Genomic DNA, 12,118 nt, shown 5'->3' on the forward strand with positions numbered 1-12,118 from the left:
CATTATGTGGATTATTGATAGTAACAATTCTAGTTATTATATAGCTTCCGTAGGCCGATAGCGTCTGCTTCGGGTAGGCGATGTTTCATACTGACGCGGAATTGGTAGAGGCCAAAACCAAGGAAGACAAATACAATAGCTTGCTTATATAGCACCCATTCATCGGCCGAGAGAAACATACGTACTAATTCATTCGAAACAGCAGAGAATACAAAAAAAATAAACCACCGCCCTTCGAGTATGCGCCAGCCCTCCTCAGTAATAGCAAAGATATGACCAAAAAAAGTCTTGAAAAGAGACTTCTTCTGCCATAGGCTGACGCCTAAAAACAGAGCAAAAAGTCCATAGTACACAGAATCTTTTATGATAAGTATCCAGGGGGCAGTGAATATGTACGTGAGCAGGGCAGTGAGGATAGTGATAGAGCCAGAAAAAATCGCAAACCACGGTACTCGCTTGTTCACAAACTGTGAAAGCACAAGCGCTACGAGCGTTGCCGCACCGAGGGCTAGGGCTGCCTTAAGAAAATCAAAGAGATAATACGCAACAAAGAATACACCCACTGGGCCAAACTCAATCACAAACATATCAAATATGAGTATCTTCCAAATATGGCTATGTTTTTTCATTTTACATAGTATACAGGATTTGAATGAGAATCTTTGTACGAGGGTACATAAAATTTGATGGGGGAGTCTAAAAGATTTTGCTATTTATGAATGACAAATAAATCATGCAAGAAAGAAATTATGGAAACGCACAGTGGTATACTACGACGATACAGAGCAGACGATTACATGCACAGGGTCGCGCATTGTCCGTATTAGAAAAAATATTTTCTTATTTTCATCTTAATCTATTTATACTCAATTTATGATAACTCTCTATGTAAAAACAGGATGCCCATATTGCGCTCGAGTGCTTGGGGTACTTGATTCACAAAGTGTTCCGTATGAAATGAAGAATATTGCAGATGATGCTGTTATGAATGAACTCATTACCCTTGGAGGGAAACGACAAGTCCCGTTTCTCATTGATGAAGATGTGTCCCTATATGAATCACAGAATATTATCGACCATATTAATGCGAAGTATCAGGTAGTACAAGGCGAGGACTCTTCTCCAGATTCAGAAAAGAGCAGTGGTGTGTGTCCCATAGAGTAATTATCTCGTGTAATTCCTAAAAGAATTCTAAAGATTATATTTGCGCAATGAGTAACTGCGACACTTTATTTATTGTCCATACTAGTAATGATCTCAGACAATGGAGTTGCTCATGTCTTAATCAAATACGTTTGATTTTATATCTATTTTCGGATAAGGTATCTTTGGAGTCGATTCAGTTCGTAAAGCCAACAGCACGGCTTAATGTGCTCTTTTGAACATTGAAACAACCAAAACTGGAGGATTTTCTCATGATTACTCTCACAAATGGACATGCTTTCGAACACATGGTCGCAAGCGGATCTCTTGCCTTCGATGGCAGGGGCTGGCCTTGGGAACGACCATTCGTGTGGCTCGGTCTCATCAAACCCCAACTCTTCACTACCGTCATCAAGTCTCTGACGCGCAACCCGCGTCCTGGGAATTTGCGATGGTGGAAGCCATGGACGTGTGTCCGCCTGATTCCAGGCGGAGCGGTCAACAAGGTTGGGCTCACCAACCCTGGTGTCGAGTGGTGGTGCCGTGAAGTCGGTCCCACAATCGATTTCCAAAAGTTCCCGACTGCCGGATCTATCTTTGGCGAGGAGAAGGAACTGGTGGAAATGGCGGAGATGCTCAATTGCTTTGATCTTGTTGCGCTTAAAGTGAACGTCTCATGTCCGAATAGCGGCCACGCAATCGAGCAAGCAGAGATGGTGGTGAATAGTGTGAAGGCGGTCAAACGCGCTTCGCGTCATCCCATCATCGTCAAACTCTCAGCCGATCAAGACTATCTCGCCATTGCGCGCGGACTTGTTGGTATCGCTGAAGCGATTGCTCTCAACAGCGTACCGTGGAAGACAGTCTTCACTAACGGTGAGCTGACTCCTTTGGCAAAGCTCGAGAAGCAAGTCGGTGGCGGAGGCGGAGGCGTCTCCGGCAAGCCTGCACAGAAACATAACTGGGTGGCAGTTGAAGCCCTTGCAAAACAAGGATTAATCCCCGTGATTGGTCCAAGTGTCATGGAATTCGAAGACATGGAAAAACTCCGGAAACTCGGCGCGAAAGCGATTAGTTTCGGAGCAATTCATCTGCGGACTCCGTGGAAACCAACCTCGTTCGTCAACAAAGAAATGAAGGAGAAAACTCATGAAAGAAACCTCGGTAACAATCCCTCGGTGGTTTGATCGCCACATTCACATCCGCGATAACGACATGATGGAAGCCGTTCTTCCGTCTACGCTCAGGCAGCGTGCGACGGGAGCGGTCATCATGCCTAACCTAGCAGATCCGATTTCCACGATCGAGAAAGCGAAAGCCTATCGTCACCGGATTAGTGAAGTGCGTGGAAATTACTTCATGAATCGCGTTCCTTTTATCGGGAATGCAAAAGATCAATTCGAACCGTGTATGACGCTCTATCTAACGGATCACATCGATCCCGAGGAAGTTGTGCGTGGTTTCGAAGAAGGTGTCTGGCGTGCGGTAAAACTCTATATGGCCAATCAAAAAGGCCAAGGTGGAACTACCGGGTCTGCACACGGCGTGAAGAATCTTCTCGGCCGCTATAAGGTGTTCGAGGCAATGGAGAAACACAGGATTCCGCTCCTCGGGCACTTCGAAGCGGTCGAAGATGATGTTGATGAGTTTGATCGCGAAATCGTTTCTGCTGAGCGCGACCTCGAGCCCATTCTCAAGTCCTTCCCAGGACTGCCGGTGGTTTTCGAACATCTCACGGATGGACGCGCGGCTGACTTCGTAGCACAAGCAAGTCATGACATTTATGCGACGGTGACTGCTCATCATCTGATGATTAATCGCAACGATATGTTCTCGGGTGGCATGAACCCAGGCAACTATTGCAAGCCTGTGCCGAAGCGCGAAGAACATCGCGTAAGGGTCCGGCAGTATGTGACATCGGGCAATCGCCGCTTTGGTGCAGGAACCGATTCAGCTCCGCATGATGAAAGTGTGAAGTCTCGTTGCTACGGCTGCGCGGCAGGCATCTTCACCGCACCGATAGCAGTCGAGCTCTACACAGGTATCTTCGACGAAGACAACGCCCTCCAACATCTCGGTCCGTTCATGTCCGAGAACTTTCTCGCGCTGTATGGCATGAAGGTGAGTTCGGAGACAATGACCATCAAACGAATGGCACATGTCGTTCCGCAGAAGATCGGAGGCGTTCAGGTCTTCAAAGGAGGCTCCGAGATTCCGTGGAAACTCGTTGGTTGAATCAAAAGCGAGAACGTTAACCCAACCCTGACACTTAATTGTTGTCAGGGTTGTTTTTTATTAACTGCTACTTCCGAGATACATTATTCCAGAGTAGTTCAAACAGTGATTGCCTAAATTCAATAAGTACGCGTGTTTTGACAAACTGTTAAAAAGTAAGTTTATTGTGTTATTCTTGCTAATTATTATCTATTTTATAATAACTATGTATACTATTAATATAGTTTAGGTAGTAATTATATTAATTTATGAATAATTTATATAAATCAGAACTCAAGAACTTTTTAGAGTTAAGTTACGCAGAACTTGAAGCGCTCAATCTAAAAGCAAAAGAGGATGCAGAGAAGCTTTCGCCCGAGGTACTCCAAAAGCAGTACACAGAATACCTCACGAAAGAGAAGCGTATCAAGGCAGTCACTATATGTTTTAGTGACGTTGAAGGAAGACTCCATATGCTTGACTATGATAAGAACTTTCTTTTGAGTTCACTTTCAAATCTCACCTTCGATGGTTCATCAATCAGAGGATTCACACAACAACATGAATCAGACTTGCGTATTGAAGTAGATTGGGCAAGTATTAGATTTTTCCCCGCAGATGTATTCGGACCTGGAAAGGTCATTTTTTTTGCCACCGTACTCAATCGTGACCGAACTCCGTATGTAAATGATTTCAGAGGGAGACTCAAAGAGTACACAACGGAGATAAAAAAGAAGCAGGGTCTCACTGCGTATTCTGCAGGTGAGATTGAGGGATTCCTTGTCGACGGGGTGGAAGCTGAGCAACACTTTACCTCACGAGAGGGATTTAAACTGGTGAGCTCAGGTGGATATTTCCACTCGCTTCCCATGGACAAACTCCGCATCTTTATTGATCAGTGTGCTGAAGCACAACGAGCGATGGGATTCCAAAATGAGAAGGATCACCCCGAAGTAGCACCGTCGCAGTTTGAAATGAATTTCTCATATGCGGAAGTGATGCGTGCTGCTGACAATGTGCAACTCTATAAACTCATTTGCAGACAAGTTGCTCGAAACCTCGGTATGACGGCAACATTTCTGCCCAAGCCCTTTACCGGTATCAATGGCTCCGGCATGCATACGAATTTTTCACTCAAAAAAAATGGGAAGAACATTTTCCATGAAGCAAAGGGTCAAGATGGTCTTTCAAAAATTGCATGGGAGTTTATTTCACGATTGCTCAATCACGCACCGGAGATATGTCTTATCTTCAATCCATCAGTCAATAGTTATAGACGTCTTGACCCGCATTTTGAAGCGCCCAATCAAATTAAAGTGTCGGCACTCGACAGAGGTTCAATGATTCGTATTCCTGTAGGAAATGAAAAAACAGCTCGTATTGAAGTGCGCTCAGTAGCACCGGATGCAAATCCATACCTCGTTCTCTTTACGATTCTCAAAATTGGGCTTGAGGGAGAATCACTCAAGAAGGATGAAAATAAACGTGACCGACTTCGCTTCTTGCCCGACAATATCAACGATGCGATTGCTCTTTTTAAGTCGAGTAAGTTCATTGGCAAAATATTAGGTGAGGAAAGTAAAGAGCGCATCGCGTTATTCAAGCAAATTGCAGCCGATAGATCGCCGAAGGCACTCGGAAGCTACATTAAGGCATCCGAGGTGCTCTATCACCATGAGGTGACCAACCAGTTCCTTTGGACAAAATTCTAAGCGTCTCGGACTCACCCCTATGGATACATTTTGAGGTGTGCATAAAGAAATGTGATATAGGGGTGAGTCTTAGAAAGACCATTTTATTAGTCACAAAAGTAATATGAACTCATTAAAAAAATATTCACTCTGGCTACTTATTCTCGGGGGCTTTGTAAGTCTCCTTGCAATGGGGTATGCCGGAAGTTCTGCGGGCGATTTTGATCCTGCAAGTATTAATTCGGGGGATACCGCGTGGATGCTCATGGCTACTGCGCTCGTGATGCTTATGACACCTGCTGTCGGTTTCTTTTATGGTGGCATGGTATCTGCAAAGAACGTGGTGAGTGTCCTTAAACAATCGTTTATTATTCTTGCACTTGTGAGTATTCAATGGGTGATTGTAGGGTACAGTCTTGTGTTTGGTACAGATATTAAAGGAATTATTGGTGGCATGGATTACTTCGCACTTCAGGGTGTCGGGTATGCCCCGAATGCTGATTACGCAGCGACAATTCCACACCTTATGTTCATGATGTTCCAAGGAATGTTTGCCATTATTACACCTGCACTCATTATTGGTGCGTTTGTAGGGCGTATGAAGTTTAAAGCACTTGTCGCCTTTACTTTACTTTGGACCACACTCGTCTATGACCCGATTGCACACTGGGTGTGGGGGATTGGAGGATGGCTCAGAGACTCGGGAGCGCTCGACTTTGCAGGAGGTACTGTCGTACACATGAGTGCAGGTTTTTCTGCACTTGCAGCAGCACTCCTCATTGGTAAGCGTATTACCTCAGGACATCCATCCTCAAATGCAAACAACGTGCCGTTTGTTATTCTCGGTGCTGTATTGCTGTGGTTTGGGTGGTTTGGCTTTAATGCGGGTTCTGCACTTGGTGCAGGAGCACTTGCGTCGGGAGTATTTGTTGTAACGAATATTGCAGCAGCGGCGTCAGCCCTTGCGTGGGTCATTCTCTCATATGCGGAAAATGGAAAGCCTTCTGCGATGGCAGCGGCTATTGGTGCAGTCTGTGGACTCGTTTCGATTACTCCTGCATCAGGCTACGTTGGTCCTGTATCAGCAATTGCTATTGGACTCATCGGGGGAGTCGTCACCTATCTCGCGGTGTACTGGCGCATGCATAAGTCGAGTATTGATGACAGTCTCGATGTGTGGGCAGCACATGGTATGGGAGGACTCGTGGGAGCAATACTCACGGGAGTTTTTGCTGAGAAAGCCGTGAACTCATTTGGGAACGACGGATTACTCTTTGGAAATGCAGGACTCGTATGGACACAAATTGTTGCTGTACTATGTACCGCACTCTATGCGTTCGTCGCGACCTACATCATTCTCAAAGTGCTCTCGATGTTTACACCACTCCGTGTAACCTCAAAGCAAGAGGAAGAGGGACTCGACATAGCGAGCCACGGTGAAATGGGCTACCGTCTCCAATAATAAAAACAAGAAATCACCCATACACAAAATCACCCAGTAATGGGTGATTTTGAGTTATCTGCTCAAATTGGAAGTAATCCCTAGGGGAACCTTAGGGATTAGAAATTTCGGACTCGATGGCGAGGAGGCGGTTGTATTTTGCGAGGCGTTCACCGCGTGAGAGGGAGCCTGTTTTAATACACTCTGCACCGGTACCTACGGCGAGGTCGGCGATGAAGTCGTCAACGGTTTCTCCTGAACGGTGTGACACGACAACACGGATATCATGTGTCTGTGCGAGTCGAATACACTCGAGAGTCTCTGAGAGGGTGCCGATTTGATTTACCTTAATCAAAATTGCGTTGCATGACTTTCCCTCAATTGCTTGCTGTAGGCGCTTTGGATTGGTGACGAGCAAATCATCCCCAACGAGCATAAATGCTGTTTCAAGTTTTTCTGGGTGTGACGCAAATACGAAACGCTTCTTTGATTCAAGTGTTTCTTTCATCGTTGCCCATCCAGTCCAATCATCTTCTTGAAGTCCGTCCTCAATGGAAACGAGGTGATACTTTTGAATCCAACTTTCGTAGAGTGCAATCATTGCTTCGGTACTGAGGTTTTTATTTTCTGGCTTGAGGAGATACTGGTTGAGACCCGTGTCATAGAATGAAGTTGATGCGGTATCGAGTGCAATAGATACCTGTTCACCAGGGACGTACCCCGCTGTTTCAATCGCTTTAATGAGGTACTCAAATGCCTCATCATGGCTCGTGAGACGTGGTGCAAAACCTCCTTCATCTCCAACACTGGTGACAAAGCCCTTGGCTTCAAGTAATTTTTTGAGTGCGTGAAATATTTCACTTCCAGCTCGGAGTTGTTCGCTGTATGTTGCTATGCCCGTAGGGACGAGCATAAACTCTTGGAAAGAAAGTCCCGAGTCACTATGCATACCACCATTGAGGACATTAAACATAGGGACGGGAAGCGCGACTTTTTTATCAGTGTGCAACAGTGTATTGATATGCGCATAGAGGGGAATTGATTGCTCGAGTGCAGATGCACGAGCGGTTGCAAGTGAAATACCCAAGATTGCATTTGCTCCAAGGCGTCCCTTATTTTCTGTACCATCAAGTGCAATCATGGCATCATCGAGTGCCTTTTGGTCGCTTGCTTCCATACCGATAACAGCCTCTTTGAGTTCGGTGTTTACATGAGCGACCGCGTTCAAAACTCCTTTTCCGTTGTAGCGAGCCTTATCACCATCGCGGAGTTCTATTGCTTCGTGTGCACCGGTGGATGCGCCCGAGGGGACCATTGCTACTCCCTCCGTTCCACTTTCAAGAGTTACCAAAACTTCGATGGTTGGGTTGCCGCGTGAATCAAGAATTTCTCGTCCTTGTACGTTTACAATTTTAGACATGCTGATTATTTAATACGTTAATAAATATAAAGTGCAAGTGCACAGTATACAGGGAAGTTATTTTTCGTCACACCCTTGTTATGGGTGTACGAGGCATCTGCCGGTCATTACTGCCGGCTGTGGAAGATTCATTAAGTGAAGGATAGTGGGCGCCACATCAGCGAGTGTCCCGTTTTCAATTTTTTCTTCATGGGAGGTCACAATAACGGGGACGTGGTTGGTGGTGTGTGCGGTATGCATTTCACCCGTCTCATGGTTGATATTTTCTTCTGCATTGCCATGATCTGCGGTAATGAGCACAACCCCATCGTGTGAAAGTGCCGCCTCCACCACACGCTTCAATTGCGTATCCACTTCTGTAAGTGCAATGTGGAGCGCTTCTGTATTGCCGGTGTGTCCCACCATGTCGGCATTAGCGAAATTGATAAAAATGAAGTCAGTTCCTTTCTCTATGGATTCGAGCGCCTTATCAGCAATTTCTTTTGCACGCATTTTTGGCGCGAGGTCATGCGTGAGTACGTCTTTGCGACTCGGTACGAGAATGTGCTCCTCACCAGGGTAGGGAAGTTCATGGCAGCAATTGAGAAAGAATGTTGCATGCGCATACTTTTCTGTTTCGGCAATGTGTGCCTGTGAAAGTCCGGCATCAGAAACTTCTTTTGCGAGCGTTGTCGTAATTTCTATTGGAGGGAATGCAACATGCGCAGGAATTCCTTTCTCGTACTCGGTAAGTGTCACAAAACACAAATCCTTCTTCTCTGCATGCGTCACAATTTTACTCGAGAGCATGCGCGCTCGATCAGAGCGGAAATTAAAAAAAGAAAATTCCATCATGATCCATCACCGTGTACTGGTGCCCCTCTTCATCAAGGAAAACGGTGGGTTTCACATGCTCATCAAAGACACCCTCTGCATACAACTTCTCCATTATCTCAGATGGTCTGCATGTATGCTCAGTGTTATCACATCGTCCATGGAAAATTGCATCCTCAACACGCTCGAGCCTGTCCCAGTTGTTGTCTCTATCCATTGCATAGAAACGTCCGGCGGTGGTGGCAATAAATCCGATGCCTAAATCATCGATGACGTCCTCAAGTTCCTTGAGATACTGTGCTGCACTTCGTGGCCCTGTGTCGCGTCCGTCGGTAAATGCGTGAATGGCTATTTTTGTTACACCCGCCTCTTTTGCCGCCTTCATAAAAGCGTACAGATGGCTACTGTGACTATGGATTCCTCCCGGGGAGAGGAGCCCTTTGATATGCAACACCGAATCGTGCTTTTTTACATGGTCAAATAGTTTTATAAAAGCAGGATTCGTCGCAAACTCATTATTTTTTACCGCCTTTGATATGCGGAGTAAGTCGGTATCAATAATTTTACCTGCACCGATGGTCATGTGTCCCACTTCACTATTTCCCATCTGGCCAGAGGGAAGACCGACACTCTCCGAACTTGCTTCAAGAAGCGCATGAGGATAGGTATTCCACAAGGAATCAAAAAATGGTGTCGGCGCTTCTGCTATGGCATTATCGCGCGTCTCTTCGCGATGCCCCCATCCATCGAGAACAATGAGAACCGTTGGTTTTTTATCGTGCATATCAATATTTTAAATAAGTTCCAAGTATACTACATAATTTGTGTGTATCTATAGATATGTATATGTTAAAAAAAGATAGAAAGTTGTGTCCTGTTGCTCTTGAGGTCAGACATCAAAAACCTATAGCGAGAGTCTATATTGTGTATAATTTAAGAAATCATTGATACTTACTAAATTACCTTGACAACTGGAACAAGAGTAAATATGAATATCTTTTGGGATAGTTCCACCATGTATGTCGAATAGTGGTACCAGGCAGTGAGGACACATATAAGGTTGCTGCGTATTGCTCCGTTGTGTACCAGAGTCTAGATATTTTACAAAATAATCCTTGGTGTCAATACTCGATAGTGAATAGAATGAACCTTTATCAAACCAGATGTTAATACATACACCACATACCCAGGCCTTTCTCTGTATGTCGTGTGGCCCTAATGCATCAATCTGTGTAAGTGTATGGCCGCACACGCTGCAGGCTAATAATTTTATTGGGCTATACGACTCGGTAACTGTAGGGTCAAAACTTTTTATTAGTCGTAACCTTTCTTCAATGAGTTGTTCTTCGAAAGATTGATCTTTTTCTGACGTACTTGCTAAAAAGAAAGGTGAGTAGTAGGCAAATTCCTGATATGTCTCATCTTGTACAATCATTAATACTTTGTTCAATGCAGAATAGAGTGCTTGTGGATGACGAGTAAGTTCAAGTGCTTTAAGGTCTGCATAAATTGCCTCACCATAATTCATGGTGTAGTAAATGAATCCCGTGATCAGTACGATAATCAAATGAATCGGGTTCATCACTAAAAAGACTAAACCAGCCCCAATAGTGTTGTTTAATGATTTATGCTCATCTAAAAATATCCCGACGACAATTGCGACATACATTCCAAGCCATATGAGTGGTAAAAACGGGTGTATGGTTCCAAGGAGAAGTAAGAATGAGAGTAGCCCAACAACTTTAGTTATAGTAATTAACCATTCAACAGTCCTTCTCGTTGATATCTCATCGGAAAGATAGTGGCCAATTTCATGTGCAATGTATGCTTCTGCTTCACTCACACTAAAATATTGAAGTAAACTCGTACTGACATGTAGTTGTGGGGCACCAATAGTCCTTAGGTGTAAGAAGAGTTTTGGCATATTTCCTGCATACATAATCAGTTGTGGCGTTTCGATGCCTGCCGTTTTTGATAAGTTTTCTAGAATTTTTTGTATCGTAACTCTGTCGACGTGTTTTGTGTGATCAGTATGTGTTCCGTTTTGGACAATGAATTCTTGAGCAAAATATGCAACAACAAGAAGTATTATGCTAAACCACACGTCATTATAAATATACGTGTCGTGCAGGTACGTCGTATGTACAAAGAGTTGATATGCCAGATACGATATGCCAAGTATCAGGAATATAAGTGCCAGAATAATATATGCGCGTTTTCTTTTTACACGATCAACAACCGTCCAATAGGTCTCATTCTTTTTATTAGAAAAAATTGTCTGACTGAATAGTTTTCCCAAATACCTCGCAATTACATCATTTTTGAATGCTAGGGGAAAGACAATTATGATATATATAAAAACAGATGACATACACTTTATTATACTTCACTGTATATGTTAGAAGTGTATATTATCCTTGTTCTCAAGGTCCGACTCCGGGAATCGTATCAAAAAAGTGCAAGAGTTTCCGCAATGGCACTATCGAGAGTTTCCTCGCGATGCTCCCACTCGTCGAGAACAATAAAAATCGTTGGTTTTTTATCGTGCATATCAATGTGTTACATAAGTCCCAAGTATACTACATAATCAACATGCATATAAAAATGTATGTATGCAAAGAAAGAGTAAGGGACTGTAATTTGCTCACCGTATGAGGTGTGATTTTTATTTATTTCCTGAACGCGGACTGGTGTATAATGAAAAACCGTTCGCAATTATCTAACCATAATTGTATTTTCATCTGATGGGGCATTTGAATTAAGGGTTCCTTTGAAGACCTCAATACTACTCACAGACAAAGAACCTTCCCCTTGGTGTTCCCAGAAAACAATACTTTCATCTGCATTAGCATACCGAGCACCACTAGCAGAGATGGCTTGAGGCAAAGTTATTGTTCCGGTTTTTGGGTGTGTAAAAGTAACTGTATTATGTGAATTGTTAAAATTGACAGCGAGAGACTCTTGTCCAGAATGATATATGACAGAAACAATAGACGACTCATCCTGTTCTTGTGTGTTTATTTCACGTTCATATTTATTCCAGCCATCAGTCGTCATAAAGAAAGGAAGGTAATTATTGAGTGAACCGTTTTTCCATACGACAGCAAAAAATACAAATAGGATAATAGCAATAATAATATAAATATTTTTTTGAGTTGTTTGCATATCTCATACGATACCACAAGTTCGAACTTACTACATGAAAAGTGAAAAGGAGAGTGAAAAGAAAAGTAAAAAAGTATCAAGGTTTTGAAAATCTCTGGCAGGGAAGGATTGATAAAAGTTACCGTTTCTACTTTCACGTAGTTGAACCTTATTACATTATTGTTTCAGCCATTATTCATTCCAAGTGATGTACTCTTATTGGTGTCTATTAAGTGAGACACGGATTAGGAG

Annotated in this window: 9 protein-coding genes and 1 pseudogene; 5 read left to right on the plus strand and 5 right to left on the minus strand. The window is 43.7% G+C overall.

Features of this window, described 5'->3' with window-relative positions; all coding sequences use genetic code 11:
* Nucleotides 1-29 precede the first annotated feature (29 nt).
* Entirely contained in the window at nucleotides 30-629 is a 600-nt protein-coding gene (locus IPH92_00585) for a septation protein IspZ (protein QQR65065.1), read from the minus strand.
* Nucleotides 630-873: 244 nt separating this feature from the next.
* Between IPH92_00585 and IPH92_00590 the strand changes: the two genes are divergently transcribed.
* From IPH92_00590 to IPH92_00610, 5 genes are all read left to right on the plus strand, one after another.
* A complete protein-coding gene (locus IPH92_00590; protein ID QQR65066.1) occupies nucleotides 874-1,164 on the plus strand; it encodes a glutaredoxin family protein in 291 nt (96 codons plus the stop codon).
* A 221-nt stretch (nucleotides 1,165-1,385) separates the two neighbouring features.
* Nucleotides 1,386-2,330 carry a hypothetical protein gene (locus IPH92_00595; protein QQR65067.1) on the plus strand — a complete coding sequence of 315 codons (945 nt, stop codon included), beginning with the start codon at nucleotides 1,386-1,388 and terminating at the stop codon, nucleotides 2,328-2,330.
* Nucleotides 2,293-3,378, plus strand: a complete 1,086-nt coding sequence (gene pyrC / locus IPH92_00600; GenBank protein QQR65068.1) for a dihydroorotase — start codon at nucleotides 2,293-2,295, stop codon at nucleotides 3,376-3,378. The genes IPH92_00595 and pyrC overlap by 38 nt, the downstream gene beginning before the upstream one ends.
* A 248-nt stretch (nucleotides 3,379-3,626) precedes the next feature.
* On the plus strand, nucleotides 3,627-5,069 hold the full coding sequence (locus IPH92_00605) for a glutamine synthetase (GenBank protein QQR65069.1): 1,443 nt from the start codon (nucleotides 3,627-3,629) through the stop codon (nucleotides 5,067-5,069).
* A gap of 169 nt (nucleotides 5,070-5,238) precedes the next feature.
* Entirely contained in the window at nucleotides 5,239-6,510 is a 1,272-nt protein-coding gene (locus IPH92_00610) for an ammonium transporter (protein ID QQR65438.1), read from the plus strand.
* A gap of 91 nt (nucleotides 6,511-6,601) precedes the next feature.
* On the opposite strand, the gene eno is transcribed toward IPH92_00610, so the two are convergent.
* The 4 genes and pseudogenes from eno to IPH92_00630 form a co-directional block, all read right to left on the minus strand.
* On the minus strand, nucleotides 6,602-7,909 hold the full coding sequence (gene eno / locus IPH92_00615) for a phosphopyruvate hydratase (GenBank protein ID QQR65070.1): 1,308 nt from the start codon (nucleotides 7,907-7,909) through the stop codon (nucleotides 6,602-6,604).
* A gap of 78 nt (nucleotides 7,910-7,987) precedes the next feature.
* Nucleotides 7,988-9,506, minus strand: a pseudogene (locus tag IPH92_00620) (2,3-bisphosphoglycerate-independent phosphoglycerate mutase).
* A gap of 120 nt (nucleotides 9,507-9,626) precedes the next feature.
* Nucleotides 9,627-11,093, minus strand: a complete 1,467-nt coding sequence (locus IPH92_00625) for a M48 family metalloprotease (protein QQR65071.1) — start codon at nucleotides 11,091-11,093, stop codon at nucleotides 9,627-9,629.
* Nucleotides 11,094-11,437: 344 nt separating this feature from the next.
* The gene (locus IPH92_00630; GenBank protein ID QQR65072.1) at nucleotides 11,438-11,887 is read right to left on the minus strand and encodes an MliC family protein; all 450 of its coding nucleotides are present in this window, start codon (nucleotides 11,885-11,887) and stop codon (nucleotides 11,438-11,440) included.
* Nucleotides 11,888-12,118 lie beyond the last annotated feature (231 nt).

This window comes from Candidatus Kaiserbacteria bacterium (assembly GCA_016699245.1).
Taxonomy (GTDB): domain Bacteria; phylum Patescibacteriota; class Minisyncoccia; order Phycocordibacterales; family UBA918; genus Damh-18.

Excerpts from the sequence above, each read along its gene's own strand:
- IPH92_00610 (QQR65438.1), top strand. The coding sequence starts at position 5,239 with ATGGGGTATGCCGGAAGTTCTGCGGGCGATTTTGATCCTGCAAGTATT.
- IPH92_00590 (QQR65066.1), top strand. The coding sequence starts at position 874 with ATGATAACTCTCTATGTAAAAACAGGATGCCCATATTGCGCTCGAGTG.
- pyrC (QQR65068.1), top strand. The coding sequence starts at position 2,293 with ATGAAAGAAACCTCGGTAACAATCCCTCGGTGGTTTGATCGCCACATT.
- IPH92_00625 (QQR65071.1), bottom strand. The coding sequence starts at position 11,093 with ATGTCATCTGTTTTTATATATATCATAATTGTCTTTCCCCTAGCATTC.
- eno (QQR65070.1), bottom strand. The coding sequence starts at position 7,909 with ATGTCTAAAATTGTAAACGTACAAGGACGAGAAATTCTTGATTCACGC.
- IPH92_00630 (QQR65072.1), bottom strand. The coding sequence starts at position 11,887 with ATGCAAACAACTCAAAAAAATATTTATATTATTATTGCTATTATCCTA.
- IPH92_00585 (QQR65065.1), bottom strand. The coding sequence starts at position 629 with ATGAAAAAACATAGCCATATTTGGAAGATACTCATATTTGATATGTTT.
- IPH92_00605 (QQR65069.1), top strand. The coding sequence starts at position 3,627 with ATGAATAATTTATATAAATCAGAACTCAAGAACTTTTTAGAGTTAAGT.